Origin of the sequence: Rhizobium album, from assembly GCF_003122325.1 — a bacterium.
Classification (GTDB): Bacteria; Pseudomonadota; Alphaproteobacteria; order Rhizobiales; family Rhizobiaceae; genus Metarhizobium; species Metarhizobium album.
Map to the genome: position 1 here is coordinate 121,384 of NZ_QFBC01000013.1, position 23,993 is coordinate 145,376.

Annotated in this window: 22 protein-coding genes; 14 read left to right on the plus strand and 8 right to left on the minus strand. The window is 63.8% G+C overall.

The features are described 5' to 3' along the window. Positions 1-5 precede the first annotated feature (5 nt). The gene (locus DEM27_RS23530) at positions 6-1,781 is read right to left on the minus strand and encodes an adenylate/guanylate cyclase domain-containing protein (RefSeq protein ID WP_245446055.1); all 1,776 of its coding nucleotides are present in this window, start codon (positions 1,779-1,781) and stop codon (positions 6-8) included. 167 nt (positions 1,782-1,948) lie between these two features. Further along, a complete protein-coding gene (locus DEM27_RS23535; RefSeq protein WP_109460688.1) occupies positions 1,949-2,821 on the minus strand; it encodes an AraC family transcriptional regulator in 873 nt (290 codons plus the stop codon). 27 nt (positions 2,822-2,848) lie between these two features. On the opposite strand from DEM27_RS23535, the gene DEM27_RS23540 reads away from it, so the two are divergent. Then, positions 2,849-3,256 carry a DUF2000 family protein gene (locus DEM27_RS23540; RefSeq protein ID WP_109460689.1) on the plus strand — a complete coding sequence of 136 codons (408 nt, stop codon included), beginning with the start codon at positions 2,849-2,851 and terminating at the stop codon, positions 3,254-3,256. A 186-nt stretch (positions 3,257-3,442) separates the two neighbouring features. Next, the gene (locus DEM27_RS23545) at positions 3,443-6,037 is read left to right on the plus strand and encodes a DNA translocase FtsK (RefSeq protein ID WP_109460690.1); all 2,595 of its coding nucleotides are present in this window, start codon (positions 3,443-3,445) and stop codon (positions 6,035-6,037) included. A 104-nt stretch (positions 6,038-6,141) separates the two neighbouring features. Here the strand turns inward: DEM27_RS23545 and DEM27_RS23550 are convergent, their stop codons facing one another. Continuing rightward, positions 6,142-6,606 carry an Lrp/AsnC family transcriptional regulator gene (locus tag DEM27_RS23550; RefSeq protein WP_109460691.1) on the minus strand — a complete coding sequence of 155 codons (465 nt, stop codon included), beginning with the start codon at positions 6,604-6,606 and terminating at the stop codon, positions 6,142-6,144. A 101-nt stretch (positions 6,607-6,707) separates the two neighbouring features. Between DEM27_RS23550 and DEM27_RS23555 the strand changes: the two genes are divergently transcribed. Further along, a complete protein-coding gene (locus DEM27_RS23555; RefSeq protein WP_109460692.1) occupies positions 6,708-7,907 on the plus strand; it encodes a diaminopropionate ammonia-lyase in 1,200 nt (399 codons plus the stop codon). Then, a complete protein-coding gene (locus DEM27_RS23560) occupies positions 7,904-9,142 on the plus strand; it encodes a Zn-dependent hydrolase (protein ID WP_109460693.1) in 1,239 nt (412 codons plus the stop codon). The genes DEM27_RS23555 and DEM27_RS23560 overlap by 4 nt, the downstream gene beginning before the upstream one ends. A 40-nt stretch (positions 9,143-9,182) precedes the next feature. Here the strand turns inward: DEM27_RS23560 and DEM27_RS23565 are convergent, their stop codons facing one another. Then, the gene (locus DEM27_RS23565; protein WP_109460694.1) at positions 9,183-9,929 is read right to left on the minus strand and encodes an SDR family NAD(P)-dependent oxidoreductase; all 747 of its coding nucleotides are present in this window, start codon (positions 9,927-9,929) and stop codon (positions 9,183-9,185) included. 127 nt (positions 9,930-10,056) lie between these two features. Here DEM27_RS23565 and DEM27_RS23570 point away from each other — a divergent pair, with 127 nt between their 5' ends. Further along, the gene (locus DEM27_RS23570; RefSeq protein WP_109460695.1) at positions 10,057-11,076 is read left to right on the plus strand and encodes an aldo/keto reductase; all 1,020 of its coding nucleotides are present in this window, start codon (positions 10,057-10,059) and stop codon (positions 11,074-11,076) included. Positions 11,077-11,183: 107 nt separating this feature from the next. On the opposite strand, the gene DEM27_RS23575 is transcribed toward DEM27_RS23570, so the two are convergent. From DEM27_RS23575 to DEM27_RS23585, 3 genes are all read right to left on the minus strand, one after another. Then, complete coding sequence (locus DEM27_RS23575) at positions 11,184-12,695, minus strand: UxaA family hydrolase (RefSeq protein ID WP_109460696.1); 1,512 nt, start codon at positions 12,693-12,695, stop codon at positions 11,184-11,186. Positions 12,696-12,846: 151 nt separating this feature from the next. Then, positions 12,847-13,176, minus strand: coding sequence for an L-rhamnose mutarotase (locus DEM27_RS23580; RefSeq protein ID WP_109460697.1), 330 nt, complete (start codon positions 13,174-13,176; stop codon positions 12,847-12,849). Between the two features lie 50 nt (positions 13,177-13,226). Further along, a complete protein-coding gene (locus DEM27_RS23585) occupies positions 13,227-13,907 on the minus strand; it encodes a GntR family transcriptional regulator (protein WP_109460776.1) in 681 nt (226 codons plus the stop codon). Between the two features lie 217 nt (positions 13,908-14,124). Between DEM27_RS23585 and DEM27_RS23590 the strand changes: the two genes are divergently transcribed. The 9 genes from DEM27_RS23590 to DEM27_RS23630 all read left to right on the plus strand — a co-directional run bounded on the left by DEM27_RS23590 (position 14,125) and on the right by DEM27_RS23630 (position 22,829). Continuing rightward, positions 14,125-14,961 carry an amidohydrolase family protein gene (locus DEM27_RS23590; RefSeq protein WP_245446056.1) on the plus strand — a complete coding sequence of 279 codons (837 nt, stop codon included), beginning with the start codon at positions 14,125-14,127 and terminating at the stop codon, positions 14,959-14,961. Positions 14,962-15,111: 150 nt separating this feature from the next. Beyond that, complete coding sequence (locus DEM27_RS23595; protein WP_109460699.1) at positions 15,112-16,629, plus strand: sugar ABC transporter ATP-binding protein; 1,518 nt, start codon at positions 15,112-15,114, stop codon at positions 16,627-16,629. Beyond that, the gene (locus tag DEM27_RS23600; RefSeq protein ID WP_109460700.1) at positions 16,626-17,624 is read left to right on the plus strand and encodes an ABC transporter permease; all 999 of its coding nucleotides are present in this window, start codon (positions 16,626-16,628) and stop codon (positions 17,622-17,624) included. Before DEM27_RS23595 ends, DEM27_RS23600 begins: the two co-directional genes overlap by 4 nt. Next, positions 17,624-18,610 (plus strand): ABC transporter permease, encoded by a 987-nt coding sequence (locus DEM27_RS23605; protein ID WP_109460701.1) that lies wholly within the window; start codon positions 17,624-17,626, stop codon positions 18,608-18,610. The genes DEM27_RS23600 and DEM27_RS23605 overlap by 1 nt, the downstream gene beginning before the upstream one ends. An 11-nt stretch (positions 18,611-18,621) precedes the next feature. After that, complete coding sequence (locus DEM27_RS23610; protein ID WP_109460777.1) at positions 18,622-19,560, plus strand: sugar ABC transporter substrate-binding protein; 939 nt, start codon at positions 18,622-18,624, stop codon at positions 19,558-19,560. 351 nt (positions 19,561-19,911) lie between these two features. Further along, a complete protein-coding gene (locus DEM27_RS23615) occupies positions 19,912-20,478 on the plus strand; it encodes a helix-turn-helix domain-containing protein (protein ID WP_109460702.1) in 567 nt (188 codons plus the stop codon). Positions 20,479-20,559: 81 nt separating this feature from the next. Further along, positions 20,560-21,078 carry a GNAT family N-acetyltransferase gene (locus DEM27_RS23620; RefSeq protein WP_109460703.1) on the plus strand — a complete coding sequence of 173 codons (519 nt, stop codon included), beginning with the start codon at positions 20,560-20,562 and terminating at the stop codon, positions 21,076-21,078. 5 nt (positions 21,079-21,083) lie between these two features. Further along, positions 21,084-21,524 carry a DMT family transporter gene (locus tag DEM27_RS23625; protein WP_109460704.1) on the plus strand — a complete coding sequence of 147 codons (441 nt, stop codon included), beginning with the start codon at positions 21,084-21,086 and terminating at the stop codon, positions 21,522-21,524. Between the two features lie 141 nt (positions 21,525-21,665). Then, positions 21,666-22,829 (plus strand): M20 aminoacylase family protein, encoded by a 1,164-nt coding sequence (locus DEM27_RS23630; RefSeq protein ID WP_109460705.1) that lies wholly within the window; start codon positions 21,666-21,668, stop codon positions 22,827-22,829. A gap of 180 nt (positions 22,830-23,009) precedes the next feature. Here DEM27_RS23630 and DEM27_RS23635 read toward each other — a convergent pair whose 3' ends face one another. Next, positions 23,010-23,936, minus strand: coding sequence for an alpha/beta hydrolase (locus DEM27_RS23635; RefSeq protein ID WP_109460706.1), 927 nt, complete (start codon positions 23,934-23,936; stop codon positions 23,010-23,012). Between the last annotated feature and the right edge of the window lie 57 nt (positions 23,937-23,993).

The window sequence follows — 23,993 nt, forward strand, 5'->3', positions numbered from 1 at the left end:
GCCGATCAAGCCAGCTCGACCTTCACTTCCAGGTCGGCGGCACGCGGCACGACCCAGACCTCCAGCGGCTCGGTGCGCCCGCGCACCGTGAGGTTCTTGCGTTCGAAGGCCGAAAGATCGAGCGGCGTCTTGCTGATCAGGTCATTGGAAACGACCATTTCGGCGTCGAGCCGTTTTGCCAGTTCCTCCAGCCGGCTGGCGACGTTGATCGTATCGCCGACCGCCGTGAACTGCATCGCCCCGCCATACCCCATGTTGCCGACGATGGCCGGGCCGGCATGCAGGCTGAGCACGAAACGCAGCGGTTCGCCGAGTTCGTCGGCATAGGCCTCGTTCAGCGCCTTCAGGCCGCGGCTGATCGCCAGGCCGGCGGTGATTGCCTGCAGGGCGCCGGCGGCCGGCGAGGCGTTCAGCCCGAACAGGGCAATGGCGCCGTCGCCGACGAATTTGTCCATGCGCCCGCCCGCCTGCTCGACGGCGGCGCCGACGATTTCGAAATAGCGGTTGAGCACGAAGACGGTGTCGAACGGAAGGCGCCGCTCGACAAAGCTGGTGAAGCCGCGCAAGTCGCAGAAAAGCACCACCACTTCCTGTTCCTTGACGTTGCTGACGGCGCTGGATTTCCTGACGGGAAGCGCCTTGTCGAGTTCGTCCACCAGCAGGATCGGCGCCACCTCGATATCATGGGTCGGCCGGAACTGGCAGGCGAGGCGGACATCAGGCCCGGCCTCGATCCGCTCCAATGTCGTCAATTCACGGCCGGTGGGCGGCGGCTGGTCCTCCATGCCGCGCAATATCCGCACCCGGCAGGTGGAACAGCGGCCGCGGCCGCCGCAGACCGAAGGATGCGGGATGCCGCGTGCGCGGCTCGCTTCCAGCACGCTGAAGCCCGCGCGGACGACGGAAACCCGGCCGCCGGGATAACCGATGCGGATGCGCCGGAAATAACGACCGCGCAGGCTGCGGATGCCGCGTGCCGCCAGCGTTCCGCCCAGCGCGGCAAAATAGACGCCATAAAGCACCGTCGAGATCGTTTCTCCCATCGGCCCCGCCGGCGGCGGACGCTGCATGCCGGCGACACCGGAGGCGGCGATGGCCTTGCCGGCTTCCATGAAACCGAGCCAGCCGATGATCGGGATCAGCACGACCATGGTGAAGAAGGCGGTCGAATATTTGCGGAACGACCGTTTCGACCGCAGCCAGAAATACAGGCCGAGGCAGCAATGCGACCAGACGACGAAGATGGCGACGCTTTGCCGGAGGCCCATGAGCGGGGCTTCGACCCACAGCGTGTTGATGACGTTGAAATAGGTCATCTCGTAGCTGGTCAAGGCGTAGAGCAGGCGAGTGCCCATGACATGCGGTATCATCAGCAGCGGGATGAGGAAGCCGAAGACCTGCTGCAACGTCTCCCGCAGCGGCATGCGCAAGGTCTGCCGGCCGTAGAGCGCGATGAGCGCCAGGGTGAAGTGGCAGAGCACCGCGCCATAGAGCAGGATCGTGCCCGGAATCGACCGCCAGGGCGCCGACAACCAGGGACGCATGGTTTCCATCGCCGCCGGGGAAATCAGGCCGAAGGACAAATTGAGGAGATGCATGAGCAGGAAGGCGCTCAGGATCAGCCCGGAGGCAAGGCGTAGCGTGCGGATATCGATCGTCAAAAGCGTCCTGTCCCCACGCTCCGCAACGGTCACCACGACCCATCGGAACAGTAAGAAAATCATCGGCGAGGAGCGCCGGGCATGGCTCTGGAAACCGTCCAGCCACGGCTCCTGTACCATGGAATTTTCGGATTTTATTTCAAAAACCGGTGAAGAGCAGCCGCCGTCCGGTGAAAGGTGCGTTCACTAAAGCGCGTTGCGATCTTCCAGATTCGTTCTCACGCTTTCGCTCCTTGTTGCCGCATGTCGTTTTCGCAAAACCGCTCCGCACTTTTGCGTGACATGCTCTAAGGCGCGCCGATACCGCGGACGAGCAGGCTCCAGCGCCCCGGCGTCAGGCCATAGGCCTTCTTGAAATGCCGCGTCAGATGGCTCTGGTCGGCAAAACCCATGGCCGCCGCGATCTCCGCCAGCGGCATGCCGTCCTCGATCAGCTGGCGCGACTGCCGGAGCCGCCGCATCAGCAGGTAACGATGCGGCGAGGTGCCGAAACTGGCGCGGAAGGCGCGCGACAGCAGGAAACGGTCGGTGCCGGTCAAGGCCTCCAGTTCGGCGGAATGGATATTGCGCTCGAAGTTGCCGTCGATGAAGTCGCGGGCGATGTCGGCCTGCCGCTGCGGCACCGCGCCGCCCGCCGCCGGTTTTTCGCCGGCATGCCGCAACAGACCTTCGGTGACCTCGGCGACCAGATCGTCGGCCATCAATGTGCCGAGACCCGCATCGAAACGCTCGAAAGCGCCCTCTAGGCTGCGCCGCAGCCGCTCGTCGTCGAAAACCGGCGCGCCGACGAAAGGCATCGTCACGCCACGTGGCATCAATGACCGAGCGAGCAGCGACGGTTCGATATAGAGCATGCGATAATATAGCCCACTATCCGTGCCGGCACCGCCGTCGTGCTTTTCGTCGGGATGCAACACGAGAATCTGGCCCGGCAGGCTGCGACGCTCTTCGCCGCGATAGGAAAAACGCTGCACGCCGCCCATCGTCAGGCCGATGGCGTACGTATCGTGCCGGTGCGGCTCGAAGACGTTGCCGAAAAAGCGGGCTTGCAGAAATTCGATGCCCGGCAGCGCCGGGGAGCGCAACATCTGCACGCGCTCCTCCTCGCCGCACAAACGTTCAAGCCCCTCGGCGGCATGCTTGCCTATATCGTCCTTCATCGTTGCATCCAGGGAAAAGACAGGGCCATGTTCGACACGAAAATCGCAATCATCCTTCGGGAAGATCTCGCCGGGTGGCAGAAGCTGAACGTCACCGCCTTTCTGACCAGCGGGATTATCGCCGGCGCTCCGGAGATCATCGGCGAAGCCTATCGCGACCGGGCCGGCAATGTCTACAACCCGCTGTCTGTGCAGCCGATCGTCGTGCTGGCCGCTGATTCGGAAACGATGGCGAAAATTCATCGCCGCGCCCTGGAGCGCGGAGCCCCGGCCTCGCTCTACATCGAGGAAATGTTTTCGACCGGCCACGACGCTGCAAACCGGGCCGTTTTCGCCGAATATGCCCCCGAGGACGCCAAGGTCGTCGGCATCGGTTTGCGGGCCGAGAAAAAGATCGTCGACAAGATCACCAAAGGGGCGGCTATGCATCCCTGATCTAAACGCTCCAAATTTCTAAGATATTGATATATCTATTTTTGATTGGGAAATTCACACATTTCCCAATCTCCGCCCCAAACAGTTTGCAACAAAGTTTGACCCGCATCCAAAGGGATTATTAACCTTCATTTCCTATTCGATTAGGGACGCCAATCGGCAGTGTCTCTAGTGCTTGTGGGTCTCATGCGAATCTCCAGAACCAACTTCCATCCGGCCGGCTCCAACGAAGAGGAGGCGAGCGATCACATCGACCACCATCGGCTTCCATCGCCGGAGGGGCACGAGGAGGGCTGGTATCGTGCGCATAGCCGCATTTCCGACGAACACGGCAACCCGGTGGTGCGGCAGGCTTTTGGCCATTCGATAACGCCATCGGAAGAAGCCGCCGCGGCAAATACCTTGCCGCCGCCTGACGGCAGCTGGGAAAGCCATTTCTATCTGCGCCCCAACGTGCGTTTTACCCGCATGCCGGATCGCCATGCGCCGGTCCCGCCGGCGGCTGCCGAAGCGGTGCCGCCGGCCGAGGAGCCCGCCGTCGAAGCGGCGGCGCCGGCTATCGTCGAACCGCCCGTCCCAATCGAAGCGCCGCCCTTGCCGGTGACATCCGTGCTGCCGCCGGTCGCCCCGCCGCGCCATGAGCGGGCCGACGACGAGATCGATTCGAGCATTGCGCTCACCGTCGGCTGGCGCGCATTGGCGCAGGCACGCTCCGCGCTGCTGCCGGTGACCATGCCGGCCCCTATCCAACCGGCCGTACAGACCGTAACAGCCGTCGTTGCCGAGCCCACCCGGCATCCGGCGCCGACAAACCATCTTTCCGATTTCGCCTTCTGGGAATCGATGGCCTTCGATCTGGAAGCCGAGATCGAGGAAGCCGCAACCCGGCCCGCCACCGTTCTGCAGCCGCTGCCGCCGATCGTGCCGGCACCCGTTGCCCTGACCGGTCTCTTCCGCGTCATCGAATGGAAACAGACAGCCGCGTCGACGCAGGAAGCGCCGGTTCCGGCCGTTATCGCGCCGGCGCCCGAGCCTGTGCCGGCTCCGGCCCCAGTCGCCGTCGCTATCGCCGAACCGGTCGCCGAAAAGACCGTGGCGCCGATTGCCCCTGCAGTCGTCATCGACCTGCCGCGCCCCGTGGCGCCGGCTCCCATTCGCGAAACGTCCGGCCTGTCGCTGGCCAAGCCGTTCCAGGTGGACCAGCGCAGTGCCGCCGCCGTCGCCCATGACGGTTACGAATATCCGCCCCGCACGCTGCTGCAGGAACCGCCGCAGTCGGCCGGCTATGTCATGGCGCAGGAAACGCTGGAGCAGAATGCCGGCCTCCTGGAAAGCGTGCTGGAGGATTTCGGCGTTCGCGGCGAGATCATCCATGTGCGTCCCGGCCCGGTCGTGACACTCTACGAATTCGAGCCGGCCCCCGGCGTGAAATCCTCGCGCGTCATCGGCCTTGCCGACGATATCGCCCGCTCGATGTCGGCGCTGTCGGCCCGTGTCGCGGTCGTGCCCGGCCGCAACGTCATCGGCATCGAACTGCCGAACACGACGCGCGAGACCGTTTATTTCCGCGAAATGATCGACTCGCAGGATTTTGCCCGCACCGGCTTCAAGCTGCCGCTCTGCCTCGGCAAGACCATCGGCGGCGAACCGGTAATCGCCGAACTCGCCAAGATGCCGCATCTCCTGGTCGCCGGCACCACCGGTTCGGGCAAGTCCGTGGCGATCAACACGATGATCCTGTCGCTGCTCTATCGTTTCCGTCCGGAAGAGTGCCGCCTGATCATGGTCGATCCGAAGATGCTGGAACTGTCGATCTATGACGGCATCCCGCACCTTCTGACCCCCGTCGTCACCGATCCGAAGAAGGCCGTGATGGCGCTGAAATGGGCGGTGCGCGAAATGGAGGATCGTTATCGCAAGATGTCGCGCCTCGGCGTGCGCAACATCGACGGCTACAATGCCCGCGCCGCTTCCGCCAAGGAAAAGGGCGAGACGGTCGTCTGCACCGTGCAGACCGGCTTCGACAAGGGCACCGGCGAAGCGATCCACGAGCAGCAGGAAATGCAACTCGATCCGATGCCCTATATCGTCGTCATCGTCGACGAGATGGCCGACCTGATGATGGTCGCCGGCAAGGAGATCGAAGGTGCAATCCAGCGCCTGGCGCAGATGGCACGCGCCGCCGGCATCCATCTGATCATGGCGACGCAGCGACCCTCGGTCGATGTCATCACCGGCACGATCAAGGCAAACTTCCCGACACGCATCTCCTTCCAGGTAACGTCGAAGATCGACAGCCGCACCATTCTCGGCGAGCAGGGTGCCGAACAATTGCTCGGCCAGGGCGACATGCTGCACATGCAGGGCGGCGGCCGCATCGCCCGCGTCCATGGTCCCTTCGTTTCCGACGAGGAAGTCGAAAAGGTGGTGCTGCACCTGAAGGCACAGGGCCGGCCGGAATATCTCGATACGGTGACCGCCGACGAGGGCGAAGAAGAAGAGCCGGAAGATGCAGCGTCCGCCGTCTTCGACAAGACCGACATGGCGTCGGAAGATGGCAACGATCTGTACGACAAGGCCGTCAAGGTGGTCTTCCGCGACAAGAAGTGCTCGACCTCCTATATCCAGCGTCGTCTGGCGATCGGCTACAACAGGGCGGCATCGCTGGTCGAGCGCATGGAAAAGGAAGGCCTGGTCGGCCCGGCGAACCATGTCGGCAAACGCGAATTGCTGAACGGCAACCGCGATGCCACGCCCGCCGAAAGCAGCGAAGCCGAATGAACGGACGTGTCCGGCCCGTCGCAAGCCGGACACGCCATCCCCGCCTGGGCTGCGGCCATTTCCGCGCTATGCGGCGATCCCGTTTTCCGGAAATGCGGAAACCGTCATGACGTTGGGACGCCGAGCCCGACCTTGATCCGGTCCATCGCGACGAATGTGCGGAAGCGCTTGACGTTGTTGTTGCCGAAGAACAGGCGGCGGGTCAGCGCCTCGTAGTCGGCCATGGACGGCACGACGATGACCAGCACGAAATCGGCTTCGCCGGTCACATAATAACATTGCTGGATCTCCGGACAGGCGGCGAACGCCTGTTTTGCCTGTTCGATCTGCTCCGCCGTCTCGCTGATGACCTCCACCTCGACAAAAATCGTGATCGCCTGGCCGACGGCGGCTGGATCGATGATGGCGACATTGGCGCGGATCACCCCGTCTTCCGTCATGCGCTTGATGCGCCGCTGCACCGCCGGCGCCGACAGGTTGACGGCCTCGCCGATCATCCGCTGCGGCGTGGTGTTGTCCCGCTGCAGAATCTCCAGGATCTTGCGATCGAAGGCATCGAGATCGGGCATGCATGGCTCCACGAAACAAACTTGCAAAACGACTGGAAAATATCAGCGCCTTTTTCGCATCGGTTGCAATATGTTTCCACCATGCAACAAAAGAGGCCCCGATGTTTATCCTGAACACAACAGCCGACCACGGGCATCCGCTCGATCCCACTGATGCGAACACGCTCGGCCTGGCAGCCGCGGAGGGCGTGGAACGCCATCTGCGGCACCGCGACAACCATGCCGAAACGCCGTTGATCGCCCTGCCGGGATTGGCGGGGGCCGTGGGTGTGGCTGCCATCCATGTCAAGGACGAAGGGCAGCGCCTCGGGCTTGGCAGTTTCAAGGCATTGGGCGGCGCTTATGCCGTCATTCGCCTCGTCCTGGAGGAAGCCGGGGCGCGGCTGGGGCGGCCGGCGGACATCGAGGAACTGCACTCTCGCGAAATTCGCGCCATCGCCGGCACCATGACCTTCGCCTGCGCCACGGACGGCAATCATGGCCGGTCGGTGGCGCAGGGCGCGCAACTGGTCGGCGCGCGGGCGGCGATCTTCGTGCATGCAGGCGTCAGCGACGAACGCGTCGCAGCAATCGCCCGCTTCGGCGCCGAGATGATCCGTGTCGCGGGAAGTTACGACGATTCCGTCAGGGAAGCGGCACAAACCGCGAAGGAAAGGGCTTGGACGGTGGTCTCCGACACCTCCTGGCCCGGTTATGAGCGTATTCCCGGTCTCGTGATGCAGGGTTATACCGCACTGGTGCGCGAGGCGCTGCGGCAGATGGCCGAACCGCCGACCCATGTCTTCATCCAGGCCGGCGTCGGCGGCATCGCGGCAGCCGTTGCCGGGTATCTGGCATTGACGCTGGGCGAGCAGCGGCCGGTCTTCACCGTCGTCGATCCCGCCCGCGCCGCCTGCCTGTTCGAGACGGCCAAAGCCGGACATCCGGTGACCGTGCCGCATGATGAGCCGACCGTGATGGCGATGCTGGAATGTTACGAACCATCGCTCGTGGCCTGGCGCATTCTTTCGCGCGTCGCCGACGCGTTCATGACCGTCGATGAAGAGGATGCCGTCGCCGTCATGCGGCGGCTGGCAAACCCGGTTGATGGCGATCCCGCCGTCATTGCCGGGGAGAGCGGCGGCGTCGGTCTTGCCGGTTTCCTGAAGGCGGCAGCCGATCCGGCGGTGAAGGCAGCCCTTTCCATCGATGCGACGTCACGCATCTTTGTCGTCAACACGGAAGGCGCCACCGATCCCGGCAAATATCGGGAGATCGTCGGCCGTTCGCCGGCGGAGGTTCTTTCGGAAGGTGTGGCATGAGCGGGCATTCGATCGATCCCACCCGGCTGCTCGGCCGGCTTGCCCGCCTTGGCGCCATCGGCCGAGACCAGGAGTATTGGCTGGTACGCCTTGCCGCATCCGATGCCGACAAACTGGGCCGCGACCAGTTCGTTTCCTGGCTGGAGGCGGCCGGACTCGAAGTCGCGATCGACCGGATCGGCAACATTTTTGGCATCTGGGCGCCGGAAGGCGTGAGCGACAAAGCACCGCTGATGCTCGGCTCCCACATCGATACGGTCATCAATGCCGGCATTTATGACGGATGTTACGGCGTGCTCGCCGGCCTCGAGGTCATCGAAACGTTGAAACAGGCCGGGTTTTCTCCTGCCCGCCCGCTCGTCGTTGCCGCCTTCACCAACGAGGAAGGCGTGCGATACGCCCCCGACATGATGGGTTCGCTGGTCCATGCCGGCGGCCTCGATATCGAAACCGCGCTCGATAGCATCGGCACGGACGGTTCGCGGCTCGGCGACGAACTGAAGCGGATCGGTTATGCCAGCGACCGGGAGCCGGGTTTCCTGAAGCCGAAGGCTTATATCGAGCTGCATATCGAGCAAGGGCCCATCCTCGAACGCGAGGGCATTTCGCTGGGTGCGGTGGAGAACCTGCAGGGCATTTCATGGCAAAAGGTAACGATCGACGGCGATGCCAACCACGCCGGCACGACGCCGATCTCCATGCGCCGCGATGCCGGCCATGCCGCGGCCCGCGTCATCACCTTCCTGCGCCAGCGAGCCAGGGCATCGGACACACCGACGGTGGCGACCGTGGGCTGCATGGCTTTCGAGCCCAATGCCATCAACGTCATCCCGTCACGAGCGACCTTCACCGTCGACCTGCGCGATCCGGACGAGCAGCGGCTGAGGGAGGAGGAGGGGGCACTGGCCCGCTTCCTCGATACCCTGTCGGCCGAGGAGGACGTGACAATCTCGGTGGAACGGCTGGCACGGTTCGAACCGGTGCGGTTCGATGCCGGTATCGTCACGTCCATCGAGGCGGCGGCCAGGGCACGCGGGCTTCCCTGCCGGCGCATGACCTCGGGCGCCGGACACGATGCGCAGATGATGGCGCGCATCGCACCGGCGGCGATGATCTTCGTGCCGAGCAAGGATGGTATCAGCCACAACCCGAAAGAATTCACCGCCGATGCCGATCTCGTCGCAGGCGCCAACATCCTGCTCGATGTCGTGCAGGCATTGGCCGGTAAAGAATAGGACTTCGACGGAGTTGAGGCGATGCGATTCCGCCCAGCCGTCAGTACGTCGTGCGTCCGCCCGACAGGTCGAAGGTTGCCGCCGTGGTAAAGCTGTTTTCCTTGGAAAGCAGCCATGCGACCATCGAGGCGGCCTCCTCCACTTCGAGGAAACGGCCGCGCGGAATACGCGAGCGCATATATTCGATGAATTCCGGCGTCAGCTGTTCGAGGATGCGGGTCTGGGCGGTTGCCGGGCTGATGCAGTTGACGGCGATGTCGTAGCCGGCGAGCTCCTTGCCGAGCGACTTGGTCAGGCCGATGACGGCTGCCTTGGAGGACGAATAGGCGGCGGCATTCGGATTGCCTTCCTTGCCGGCGACCGAGGCGATGTTGACGATGCGGCCGTAGTTGCGCACCTTCATGCCCGGCACCAGGGCACGGTTGACGTAGAAGGTGCCGTTGACGTTGATGTCGATGATCTTCTTCCACATGGCGATATCGTAGGTATCGAGCGGGGCAGCCGGACCGGCGATGCCGGCCGAATTGACCAGCAGCGACGCGGGAGCTGCAATCTCTTCGGTCTTGCGCCGGGCCGCATCGACGGCGTCCCAATCGGCGATATCGACCGAAACCGTTGTCGCGGCGCTGCCCAGCGCTTCGCGGGCGGTGGCAAGCAGGCCCTCGTCGATATCCCACAGCGTCACGGTGGCGCCGGACGCAACGATACGCCTGGCCATGGCAAAACCCAGGCCCTGGGCACCGCCGGTGACAACGGCATGCTGGCCTGCGAGATCGATCTGGTTCATGTTTTCCTCCGCCTTCCGGTTCCTCACGCAGCATGTTCGTGCCGCCTTGATCTCCGCTATTATATTAGTGTAACGATAGCAGCAAGAGCGGCCGGCATTTTTCGCGCGGCCTGGCGAGGAGGTTTTCATGCAGGTGAGTGAGCGGCGATCGGTTGGGAAAACGGGCCTGGAGGTAACGGCGCTTGGCATGGGCACGGCCGCGATGGGCGGGCTCTATGCGCCGGTTTCCGCCGAGGCGTCGCTTGCGGCGCTGGAGGCCGCCTGGGCTGCCGGCATCCGTCATTTCGATTCCGCCCCGATGTACGGCCTCGGCCGCTCCGAACACCTGCTCGGCCATTTCCTGCGGGAGAAGGCCGAGGCGGCGACCGTCAGCACCAAAGTCGGAAGGCTGATGGCGCGCGAGCGCCCCGGACGGCCGCTACCGCCGGCACCGCCGAAGAACCCGCTCGATTCCGGCTGGCACAACGGCCTGCCGTTCCGCGAAATCTTCGATTATTCCTATGACGGCATCATGCGCAGCTTCGACGATAGCGGCCAGCGCACCGGGCTCGAAAAGCTCGACCTGCTGTTCGTCCACGATATCGGCACCGTCACTCATGGCGAGGCGCAGGCGACGCATTGGAGCGCGCTCACCAGGGGCGGCGGCTTTCGCGCGCTCGACGAATTGCGGACTGCCGGGCTGATCGCCGGCTTCGGCCTCGGCGTCAACGAGGCGGCGATCGTCCTGGATGCGATGAACGAGGCGACGCTCGACTGCACGCTGCTCGCCGGCCGCCATACGCTGCTGGAGCAGCAGGCGCTGCCGTTGCTGGAAAAGGCCCGGGAAGCCGGCATGAGCATCATGATCGGCGGCGTCTTCAATTCCGGCATCCTGGCCGCCGGCCCCACCGGTCACCGCAAGTTCAACTACCAGGATGTGCCGGAGGACATCGCCAGGCGGGTCGGGGCACTGTCTGCGGCTTGCGAACGGTTCGGTGTGCCTCTTGCCGCAGCGGCGATCCAGTATCCGTTGCGCAATCCGGCGGTCACGACCGTGCTCATCGGCCCGCGCGACGCGGAACAGGTGCGCCAGAACGTTGCCTGGTTCGAACAGGATGTGCCGGCGGAATTGTGGGAAGCGCTGCAGCGCGACGGTCTCATCGCCTGAGAAGAGCATTTCCGCTTTTCTCCAAAGCGCGAAAAGCTCAACCCTCCTGTTTTACGCAATTGCTGACGCAACGGCGCCTCTGTCGATGGCAAGGCGCCGTTGCAGCGTCACATGGTGGCGCCGATGTTCCAGGGAACGAACTCGTTGTCGCCATAACCCAGCGCTTCCGACTTGGTACGCTCGCCCGACGCCGTCTTCAGGATCAGCTCGAAAATCTGCCGGCCCTTTTCCTCCAGCGACACGCCGTCCAGCACGTCGCCGCAGTCGATATCCATGTCTTCGTTCATCTGCACGTAGATGTGCGAGTTGGAAGCGAGCTTAATAGAGGGCGTCGGCTTGCAGCCGAAGGCCGAGCCGCGGCCGGTGGTAAAACAGAGGATATTGGCGCCGCCCGCCACCTGGCCGGTGGCCGAGACCGGGTCGTAGCCAGGCGTATCCATGAACACCAGGCCCTTGCTCTCGATCGGATCGGCATATTCGAGCACAGCGCGCAGGTTGGTCGAACCGCCCTTGGCGGCCGCACCCAGCGACTTTTCGAGGATGGTCGTCAGACCGCCGGCCTTGTTGCCGGGGGAGGGATTGTTGTTCATCTCCATATTGTGGCGGGCGGTATAATCCTCCCACCAGCGAATACGCTCGACGAGCTTTTCGCCCACTTCGCGGCTTTCGGCGCGGCGGGTGAGCAGATGTTCGGCGCCGTAGATTTCCGGCGTTTCCGAAAGAACCGCCGTACCACCCTGGGCGACGAGCAGGTCGACAGCCGCTCCCAGCGCCGGGTTGGCGGTGATGCCGGAATAGCCGTCGGAGCCGCCGCATTGCAGGGCGAGAACCAGTTCAGAGGCCGGCGCCGGCGTGCGCTTGTGGGCGTTCACCACCGGCAGCATGTCGTAGATCGCCCGCACACCGGCTTCCACCGTCTTGCGCGTGCCGCCGACTTCCTGGATCGTCAGCGTGCGGAACGTGGTGTTTTCCTCGACGCCGTAAGATTTCATCCAGCGCGGGATCTGGAAGACCTCGCAGCCGAGGCCGACCATCAGCACGCCGCCGACATTGGGATTGGTGGCAAAACCCCATTGCGTCTTCTTCAGCATTTCATGGGCTTCGCCGTTGACATCGAGGCCGCAGCCGGTGCCGTGCACCAGCGAAATGACGCCGTCGATATTCGGAAAGTCCTTGAGCACGCCCGACCTGTTGACCTCTTCGGCAATGAAGCGGGCAGCGCTGGCCGAACAGTTCACCGAGGTGAGCACGGCGATGTAGTTGCGCGTGCCGACCTTGCCGTTGGCGCGGCGATAGCCGAGGAAGGTGGCGCGTTCGGCCTCCGGCAGCACCGGCGTGTCCTTCAGGCCCTCGCCGAACATGTAGTTCCGCTCGAAGGTGTGAACGTAGACATTGTGCTCGTGCACCCAGTCGCCGGGCGCGATCGTTTCCCTGGCGAAACCGATCACCTGGCCGTACTTGACGATCGGCTGGTCCTTTTCGATCGGCACCATCGCCATCTTGTGCCCGCGCGGAATGCGCACCTTCGCCGGCACGGCGTCGGCAAGATCCCCGGGATTGAACGGGTCGGTCACGAGGACGATGTTGTCGGTGGCGGAAAGCTGGATGAAACGGGCCATGGGATGCTCGACGTGAGGTGTAAGCGATCGTGGAAAACGACATCGCGTGATATTTGAATACTAATATAACAGTAGGGCGATGGTCAAGCGCGCAGGCGCCGTGCAGCGCGTGCGCAGACAGCCGAAAAGCAAAAACGGCGTTCGTCGACGGTTAATCGTGGTGGAAGACTTCCACCATGTCCGCCCACCATTCGCCTTCCTTGCGCGTGGCAAGCGGCACCTGCAGCGGATCACAGATCTCCCACCATTTCTGCATGGCGGTCGAGAGCGCCATCGTCGCGGCATCCGCCTTGAAGTCGGTGCCGTGATATTCCCAATAGGCGAAGAGCAGGTTTTCCGGCTGGCGCAGGAAGATCGAGTAGTTGCGGATATGCGCCGCGGTGATGACGGCAAGCACGTCCGGCCAGACAGCGGCATGCAGCACCTTGTATTCCTCGATCGCTTCGGGTTTCACGCCGATGCACAATCCCATTCGCTGCATGTCAGACTCCGTAAGATGATGGGGATGTGATGGGGAGGGGCCGTTGCGGCTCAGCCGAAGGCGTTGTTCACCGCGGCCACTTCCAGCGTGTTGCGCAACGACGTGTTGAGGTGTTCGCGCATGGCGGTTGCCGCCGCCTCGCCGTCGTGGCGCTGCAGGGCTTTCAGGATCGCCTGGTGCTGCTGGATCGTCTGCTCGCCGTAACCCGGCTTGGGAATGGCGAGATAACGGCCGCGATCCATCTGCGCCTTCGAAATGTCGACGGCGCGCCAGAGCATATGGAAACCGTTCACCTCGGCAATAGTGCGATGGAACACGTCGTCCAGATGGATGGCGTCGCTGTAGCGGCCACGGGCAATCGCCGTCTTGTGGGCGGCGATGTTGTCTTCCAGCACTTCCGCCTGCGCCTGCGTCAATTTTTCCGCGGCGCGGCGGGCGCTTTCCATCTCCAGCGCATTGCGGATGACATAGGCCTCCTCGATGTCTCGTATGCTGATGCGCGCCACGAAGGTGCCGGTCTGGGCAAAGACATTGACGAGGCCTTCGTCGCTGATGCGCTTGACGGCCTCGCGCACCGGCGTGCGCGACACGCCGAGCGACTGGGCGATCGCCATTTCGTTGATCGCCTCGCCCGGCTTCATCTGGCCGCTGACAATCATGCTGCGGACCTTCTGATAGATCTGGTCGCGCAGCGGCAGGGATCGATTGAGATCGGAAGCGTCGATTTCCATGGCCACCATAGGTTTGAAAAGCTGCTGAACCAAAGCACCATAATATTAGGATGTCAATGAATCGGCATCCATTCATCCCGAAACGGACTTTCAAATCCAGATCTGAGCGCCTTTCGGCGCACAGATCGCGGAAAATCGCGTTGCAGTTTCAGGCATTATAATACTAATGTTATGATAGGAAGTCAAAGATCGCTGCCGGGGCAGCCGACGAGGAGAAGTGACGTTGATCGTCGATGCACATCATCACCTGTGGCAGGCCGGGCGAGGGGACTATCACTGGATGTCGCCGGACGTACCGGTGCTGGCCCGCGACTATCTTGCCGAAGACCTGCGCCCGATCCTGCGTCGCGCCGGCGTCGACAGGACCATCGTCGTCCAGGCAGCCCAGACGGAAGCCGAAACCGATTTCCTGCTGACGCTTGCCGGCGAGGCGGATTTTATCGCCGGCGTCGTCGGCTGGCTGGATTTCGAGGATGCAGCCTTCACCGCAAAACTCGACGCCCTTCTGCGCCGTGAAAAATTCGTCGGGCTGCGGCCGATGCTGCAGGATCTTCCCGACGACGACTATCTGTTGCGACCCACCGTGCTCGCCAATCTCCGGCATCTGGCCGAGACCGGCGTGGCCTTCGATATCCTGACCTTTCCGCGCCATCTTCCCGTTGTCCTACGCATGCTGGATGCCGTTCCGGATCTGCGTGCCGTCGTCGATCACCTGTCGAAGCCGCCGGTGGCGAGCGGCGAGCTGCAGGGCTGGGCGGAGGACATCGCCCGGATCGCGGCGCATCCCAACGTCTTCTGCAAGGTCTCCGGCCTCGTGACGGAAGCGCGGCAAACTACATGGTCGCCGAGCGATCTGGCGCCTTATGTGCGCCACGTCCTCGACGCGTTCGGCGCCGACCGCCTGATGTTCGGCAGCGACTGGCCGGTCTGTCTTCTCGCCGCCTCCTATTGCGAAGTGCTCAATGCCGCGCGCAGCATCCTCGATCCCCTGCTCGACGCCGACGGCATGGCGAAGGTCTATGGCGGCAATGCCACCGCATTCTACCGGCTCTGAGGTTACCGCCCGCGACGCGGTTCATCGATGCCGAAGGAAAGCTGGCGCGCCGGCTTGCGGTCACTGTTATATTAGTGTAATAGGACATCACGGTCGAAGAGTGAGGCATCGGAAACGATGGTCGGTCGGACTTCAAGGGAGAGAAACGGAATGCCTTCGGCCGCAAGCGCGCTGCATATGAGGGGGATCAGCAAGGTCTTCCCGGGCGTGAAAGCCCTGTCGGGAGTGGAGCTTGCCGTTCGCTTCGGCACCGTGCACGCCATCGTCGGCGAAAACGGCGCCGGCAAATCGACCCTGATGAAGATCCTGAGCGGCGCCTATGCGCCTACCACCGGCACCATCGAGGTCGCCGGCACCGACGTGCGCATGAAGCGGCCGGCCGACGCGCAGCGCCTCGGCATCCGTATGGTGCACCAGGAACTCAACCTCGTGCCGGATCTCACCGTCGCCGAAAACATCTTCCTCGGCCGCATGCCAAAACGCCTCGGCTTCTTCGATCGCGGTGGCATGCTGCGCCGCGCCGCCGCCGTGCTGGCCGAACTCGGCACCTCGATCGATCCGCAGGAGCGGCTCGGCGATTTGACGATCAGCCAGCAGCAACTGGTGGAAATCGCCAAGGCCTATGCCGCCGATCCGCGCATCATCGTGCTCGACGAGCCGACCTCGAGCCTCAGCGAACACGAGACGGCGGCGCTCTTCCGCATCCTGCGCAAGATGCGCGATGCCGGCATCGCCATCATCTATATAAGCCATCGCCTCAAGGAGGTGCTGGAGATCGCCGACGAGGTGACCGTGCTGCGCGACGGCGCCATGATCGAAACACGGGCGGCGAGCGGCATCACCGCCGCCGAGATGATCCGCCTCATGGTCGGCCGCGAGGTGAGCAACGTCTTCCCGAAGACGCCGTCGGTGATCGGCAAGCAGGTGCTGTCCGTCCGCGGCATCGGCGACGGCGCGCGGTTTGCGGATGTGAGTTTCGACGTGCGCGCCGGCGAAATTCTTGGCCTCACCGGCCTTGTCGGCGCCGGCCGCACCGAAGTGGCGCGGGCGATCTTCGGTCTTGCGCCGCTGACCACGGGTACGATCGAGATCGACGGTGCCCCGGTGACGATCCGCTCGCCGGCGGCAGCCGCGCGTGCCGGCATTGCCTACGTGCCGGAGGACCGCAAGGGCGACGGCATCGTGCCGGCCATGACGGTGCGCGAAAACATCAGCCTGCCCGTATTGCGGCGCCTCGCGAACCGTTTCGGCCGGGTGCGCCGCGGCGTCGAGCGCGACCTGGCGCAGACCTATGTGCAGAAATTTTCCATCGTGCCGCCGGATGGCGAGCGGCGCATCGGGCTGCTTTCCGGCGGCAACCAGCAGAAGGCGGTCATCAGCCGCTGGCTCGCCACCGATCCGAAGGTGCTGATCCTCGACGAGCCCACTCGCGGCGTCGATGTCGGCGCCAAGGCGGAAATCCACGGCATCATCGGCCAGCTCGTCGCCAACGGCATGGCCGTGGTGATGATCTCGTCCGAGCTGCCGGAAATCATGGGCGTGTGCGACCGCGTCGTCGTCATGCGTGACGGCCGCGCCTCGGCGCCGATCGCCCGCGAAGGCCTGACGGAGGAGCGCATCATGGCGCTTGCGACGGGCGAAGACAGTGCAGAAGGGGAGGCCGCATGACGGACGTTGCCGCCATGGGACAGACGACAAAAGACGGCGCGCGGTTCAACCAGGGCAACCGGCTGGTCGGGCTGCTGTCGCGGGCCGGCCTGCTGCTCGCCATTCTCGCCGTCATCCTCTATGGTTCGATTTCCAATCCGGTGTTCTTCACCGCCGGCAATTTCGTCAACGTGCTGACCTCGATGTCGATCGTCGGCATCGTCGTCGTCGGCATGACTTTCGTGCTGGTGGTCGGCGGGATGGCCGATCTTTCCGTGCCGGCAACCATCGCCTGCGGCGCGATCCTCTGTCTGGCGCTGCAGGCCTATATCGGCCCGGTGCCCGCCTTTGCGGTGGCGGTGCTGCTCGCCGGCGTCACCGGGCTCGTCAACGGCGTGCTCGTCGGTTACGTCGGCATCAATCCGATCATCGCTACGCTCGGCATGGGCACGATCGTGCTCGGCATCGTCCAGGCCGCCGTCGGCGGCGTGATCGTCTACGGTGCCGATCCGAGCTCGGCGGATTTCGTCAAGAGCCGCATCTTCGGCGTGCCGATGATCGCCATCATCTTCATCGCCATCGCCATTATCGGCAACTTCGTGCTGTCGCGCACCTTCTGGGGCCGCTGGACAATCGCCACCGGCGGCAACTACAGCGCCGCCGAGGCGAGCGCCGTGCCGGTGCGGGCCGTGCGGGCCGGCGCCTTTGTCATCACCGCCTTTGCCGCCGGCATCAGCGGCGGTCTTCTCGGCCTGACGCTGCAGAGCGCCCGTCCGCTGGTCGGCCAGGGGTATGAATTCAGCGCCATCACCGCCGTCGTCGTCGGCGGCGTCTCGATCATGGGCGGCTTCGGCTCGATCCCGCGCGCCATGGCCGGGCTGGTCTTCGTGCAGCTGCTCACCAACGTCATGGTGCTGCAGGGCGTGCGAACGCCGATCCAGGGTTTTGTTCTCGGTCTTCTGATCGCCGGTGCCGTCGCGCTCGACATTGCGCTGCGCAAGCGGGGTGTCGCGTGATGTCCGCCTTCGTCTCCACGCTTCTGCGATACCGCGTCGCCGTCATCCTCGGCCTGACGCTTCTCGTCGCCGCGATGATCGTGCCAGGCTTCGTCAGCCTGACGACGCTCAGCCTTGGCCTCGACCGCGGCTCGACCATCGGCCTCATCGCCATCGGCCTGACGGTTCTGCTGATCGCCGGCCAGATCGATCTCTCGGTCGGCTCTGTCTTTGCCGTCGCCGGCATCGTGGCGGTGATGTTGCAGCCGATGCTCGGCATGGGGCCGGCCGCGGTGGTCGGCGTGCTCGCCGGCACCGCCGCCGGCATCGTCAACGGCTGTCTCGTCGTGTTCCTGCGCGTCAATTCGCTGGTGGCGACGCTCGCCACCATGCTGATCTTCCGCTCCATCGCCCACTGGATGACCGCTAGCCAGCCCATCCCCGGCACCGACATCATGTTCTCGATCACGCTCAGCGAGATCTACCTGCAGGTCTTCACCGTCCGTAGCGGCCTGTTCCTGGTGTCGATCCTGCTGCTGCATGTCTGGCTGACGCGCACGGTGGCCGGCCGCAACCTCTTCGCCGTCGGCTCCAACGCGCTCTCGGCGGAAGCGAGCGGCATCTCGTCCGACCGCATCATGTTCTCGTCCTTCGTTTTCGCCAGCACGCTCGCCGGTGTCGCCGGCGTGCTGCAGAGCCTCGCCACCAATACGGGCTCGCCGGTCTACGGCTCCGAGCTCACCGTCGCCGTCATCGCCGCCGTCGTGGTCGGCGGCACCAGGCTTGAGGGCGGGCGCGGCTCGGCGCTCGGCACGCTCGGCGGCGTGTTGACGATCGCCGCGCTGACGACGGCGATGGAGTTCCAATCCGTCCCGGCCTACATGCAGCAGGTCGCCTCCGGGCTGATCCTGATCCTGCTTGTCGTCCTCGACCGAACCGTTCGCACCGGCGGGAAAACCCGCCGGAAGCGCTGCCCACGCCTGACCTTATTTATTTCCAATCGATGAAGGAGGAAAACATGATTGGTAAGACTGCAACAGTGCCCGCCATCGCTGCGGTCGCCCTGCTCGCCTCGACGGCCTTCGCCAGCGCCAAGACCGTCTGTTACGTCACGGCCGCCGATTCGCATGCTTATGCCACCCCGGCAAACGTGGCGCTCAACGACCGCGCCAAGGAGCTCGGCATCGAAATCCTGAGCCTCAGCCAGAATTTCGACGTCCAGACCGGCACCGAGCAGGTCAGCACCTGCATCGCGCGCAAGGCCGACGGCATCATCCTGTGGCCGCTCGATCCGCAGGCCTACATCCCGGCGCTCGCCCGCGCCAAGCAGGCCAACATCCCGGCGATCCTGATCAACTCGCCGATGGCCGAGCAGGCCAACGAGTTCATCAAGTCCTTCACCGGTCCCGATGTCTATGAAGAAGGCAAGCTCGCAGCCGATTCGCTCAACGAAGCGATGAAGGGCGAAGGCGCCGTCGTCGTCATCGCCGGCCAGGCCGGCAACGGCACGACGATCGGCCGTGTCGGCGGTTTCGTCGACCGCCTCAAGGAAACCGGCAGCAAGATCGAAGTGCTCGACACCGTCAACGCCGACTTCGACCAGCAGAAGGCGCTTGTCGCCAGCCGTGACCTGATCACCCGCTTCGGCGACAAGATCACCGGCGTCTATGCCAACGACGACACCATGGCCCGCGGTTTCATCGATGCGTGGAAGGAAGCCAATGCCGGCAAGCCGACGCCGCCGATCGTCGGCATCAACGGCCAGCGTGACGCCTTCGATTCCATCCGCTCCGGCGAGATGTATTCGACCATCGTCCAGTCGCCGGTCGAAGACGGCAAGCTCGCCATCAACACCATGGCGGAAATCCTCGACGGCAAGGAAGTCAATGCTCGCCTGCCGATCCCGCTCACCGTCGTGACGAAGGCCAACGTCGATTCCGTCGAGCCGGCATTCTAAACCGAACATGGGTCCGGAGTGGCTGCAGCGTGCATGATGCGCCTTGCAGCCGCTCCGGAAACAAATTCCCGGACCGCCCGATACAAGCGGCAACGGCAGGCCCACGCACGTGTGCCGGCCCGTGAACAATTCATGGTCACCGGGCGCCAATGCTGGCCTCCGGCTCCGCGGCAAACCCTCCCGATCGATCGCCGGCCATGTCCGGTCGCCGTCCTCCAACTTACACTGGAGAGCGAGGCACAGGAGCGAAAGAACCGCCTCCCGTCGAAATCCATGCCGCAGGCTTGCAGCGTCGCAACCGTCGCCTGGCCACCCTTGCCAATAAATCGCTTCGTCTACTATAGTAATACGATGAGCGAGGAAAATGACGTCGACAAGCGGATAGGAATGCGCATCCGGATTGAGCGCGAAGCCCGGGCATGGTCCCTGACCGACCTGGCCGAACGGGCTTCGGTGTCGCGGGCCATGGTCTACAAGGTCGAGCGCGGCGAGAGCAGCCCGACTGCGAACATGCTCGGCAAGCTGTCCGGCGCCTTCGGCTTGAGCATGTCCACCTTGATGGCGCGCGCCGAACTGAAGCAGGGGCGGCTGCTGCGTGCCGCCGATCAACCCTTGTGGAAAGACCCCGCGACCGGCTACATCCGCCGGCATGTCTCGCCAAAATCGGACCTTCCGCTCGATCTGGTCCAGGTCACCCTTCCGGCCGGCAGGAACGTGCCAATGCCGGCGTCGGCCTATGCATTCCTGCGCCAGCTCATCTGGGTGATTTCGGGCCAGCTCGTCTTTATCGAAGGAACGGCGCGGCATGAGATGGGGGAAGGCGATTGCCTGGAACTCGGCCCCCCCGCCGACTGTATTTTCAGCAACGAGAGCGGCCGCGATTGCATTTATGCGGTTATTGCCCTGAACATCGCCTGACGCGCAGCCGCAACTGTTCCCCTTGCCTGTTCATGTCCATCATGTTAACGTATCGTATCAATATAGTAGACGGAGACGGCCATGCTCATACGCGATGCGGGAGACGACGACATGCCCGCAGTCACGGCAATCTATAATCACGCCGTGGCCAACACGACGGCTATATTCAACTATGCCGAAGTCGACGTCGCCAACAGGCTGGCCTGGCTGGCCGACCGCCGGAAGCTCGGATACCCGGTTCTGGTGGCCGTCGAAGACGATGGGCAGGTGGCGGGTTATGCCTCGTTCGGCGACTGGCGGGCATTCGACGGTTACAAGTACACCGTGGAACATTCGATCTATGTGCACATCGACCAGCGCGGAAAGGGAATCGGCGAAACGCTGCTGCGCGCCTTGATCGAGCGCGCGAAAGCGATCGGCAAGCACATCATGATCGCCGGGATCGAAGCCGGCAACACCGGGTCCATCCGGCTCCACGAGAAGATCGGCTTCGACACAGTGGGCCATATGGCGGAAGTGGGAACCAAGTTCGGGCGCTGGCTCGATCTCGTCTTCATGCAGTTGATCCTCGATCCCGGCACGACGCCGGACGGCCGGTGAAGCCAATGCCCGCCGCTGTGTTCGTATTGCTGGCGGCCGCCGGTGCGGCGCTGGTTATCCAGAACCTGCTGATGACCCGTATCTCTGCGGACGCCTCGACGATCCTCATCCCGCTGGTGATGAACTCGGCCGTCGGATTGGTTCTGCTGCTGACACTGCTGATCGGCCGTGCAGGCCTGCCGGGCATCCACGAAGCCGTCGCCGCCTTCAGGTTCTGGAGCCTTCTTCCGGGCCTGCTGGGGTCGTTCTTCGTGTTCGCCAGCATTCTCGGTTACCAGCGGCTCGGGGCGACGGCGACCATCGCGACCCTCGTTGCGTCCCAACTCGTGGTCGGGCTGCTGGTCGATATGATGAAGTCGGGTGGAATCCGAGGGTATGAGACGGCGATAGCGGGAGCGGTGTTGCTTGGGACGGGCGCGATCCTGGTGACCTTTCGCCCCTCCTGATTTTTTGCCGCTGTTGTTGCCGGCGCAAGGGTGGCGGGTCTTCCATACGAAACAAACTTGCAAATGGCAGCGCGCAATTCAGCGCCTTTTTCGTTGTCACTGACGTATGTTTCGTAAAACGACGAGGCAGGAGAGGGTGGCATGAGCATCGACAGGCAGGCACTGCACGAGGAGATGACCGGCTGGCGCCGCGACCTGCATGCCCACCCCGAATTCGGTTTCGAGGAGGCGCGGACCTCCGCCTTCGTGGCAGGCAAGCTGAGGGAGTTCGGGCTCGACGACGTGGCGGAGGGTATCGGCGGCACCGGCGTCGTCGGCACGCTGAAGCGCGGCAGCGGCAACAGGTCGATCGCGTTGCGCGCCGACATGGACGCGTTACGCATCACCGAACAGGGCGACAAGGCCTATCGTTCTCAGAACCCCGGCGTCATGCATGCCTGCGGCCACGACGGCCACACCACGATGCTTCTCGGAGCCGCCAAGGTGCTGGCAGAGGACGACGGGTTCGACGGAACCGTCCGCTTCGTTTTCCAGCCTGCGGAAGAATGGGGGCGCGGTGCCATCGCCATGCTCGACGACGGCCTGATGCAGCGGTTTCCCTTCGATGAGATCATCGGCATCCACAACATGCCGGGTCTGCCCGTCGGATGTTTCCAGACGCGGGCCGGGGCGTTCATGTCCGCCGAGGATAATTTCGAAATCGTGCTGACGGGCGTCGGTGGCCACGCAGCGCGGCCGCATTCGGGCAACGAGGTCCTCGTCGCGGCGTGCGCGCTGGTCACCAATCTGCAGACGATCGTCTCACGGCGCCTCGACCCCACCGACATCGCCGTGGTTTCGGTGACCGAACTGATCACCGATGGAACACGCAACGCGCTTCCGGGTCTTGCACGTATCCTCGGCGACGCCCGCAGCTTCAGGCCCGAGGTCAGCGCCGAGATCGAGAAACAGATGCGCATCATCGCGGAGGGCACTGCCTTGACCCACAATGTCATGGCCGAGATGACCTATACGCGGGAATTCGTCCCGCTGATGAACGATACCGGGCTGGCCGAAGCAGCCTTCGCCGCCGCCCGTGACGTCTTCGACGCGGCGAGCGTGACGGTGCGGCGCGAACCGATGACGGCATCGGAAGACTTCGCCCGGTTCCTGGAGCAGGTTCCCGGCTGCTTCGTCTTCCTCGGCAACGGGGAAAACTCCGCCCCCCTGCACAATCCGACTTACGATTTCAACGACGACGGGCTTCTCCACGGCGTCGATTTCCACACCGCCATCGTCCGCCGGCGCCTGATGTTGCCGTTCTGAAGTCGGCGCTCTGCACGGGAAGATCGAGCTTTCCGATGACTTCGACGGCCTGCCCGAACATGAGCCGACCTGAAGACTGCGGAAGCATGGCGCGGAAAAATGCGCAGCGGTTTTGCGAAAACGACGTGCAGAAACAAGGCGCTGAAGCGTGAGGGCGAAGCTGGAGGATCACGACGCGTTTCAGTCTTCGCCCAAGACTGCGCGCAACCGGTCGAGATACAACCCCGCAGCCTGCGTCGCGGCGGTCGATATCGCCACATGCTCCATAAAATTATGCAGCACGCCGTCAAAGCCGCGATGTACGACATCGACGCCCCGCTCGGCCAGCATCCGGGCAAGGGCGGTACCCTGGTCGTAGATCGGATCCATCTCGGCGCCGAAAATCCACGTCGGCGGCATGAGGTGAAGATCGGGTGCCAGGATCATCGAGGCACGCCAGTCGAGGCTGTCGCTCGCAGCGGCGAGGTAATGGTCGCAAAACCAGTACATCTCCTCGGTTTCGAGATAGTGGTCCGTGGCAAAAACCTTCATCGAACCTTGCCAATCCGCCCTGTCGGGTAGCCGGAGATCGGTAGCGGGATAGAGCAGGACGGCAGCGCGCGGCGCCTGACGCTTTCGTGCCGCATGCAGGCAGGTGACAACGGCCAGCCCGCCGCCAGCGCTATCACCGGAAACGACGATGTCTTGGGGTTGCATTCCATAGACATCGGTGAGCCAGTCCCAGGCGATTGCCGCGTCGTCGGGCGCGCATGGGAAGCGATGTTCCGGCCCGAGCCTGTAGTCGACGAAGGCGAGCCGGTGACCGGTTTCATGCGCGATCCAGCGCGACTGGCGGTCGTAGGTTTGCGCATCGCCCAGCACGTAACCGCCGCCGTGGAAATACATGACCAGCTTGTCGGCGGCAGCGTTGGGAGGCGTGTAGATACTGATCGTGGCGGCGGTTCCCGGAAGCGGCAGCCGCTCGACACCGATGTCCTCGACCAGTGCCGGACCTCGTGCAAGATAGCCGTCGCGATAGGCAACGCGGATATCCTCAAGCGTCGGCGACGGATTGGCAAGCTGCCGCTGCCGGATATCGGCGAGCATGTCCCTCATCGTCTGTTCCATTCATTCCTCCCCTTCTTTCGCTTTATCGCGAAGCATCTTGACCAGCCCGATACTTCG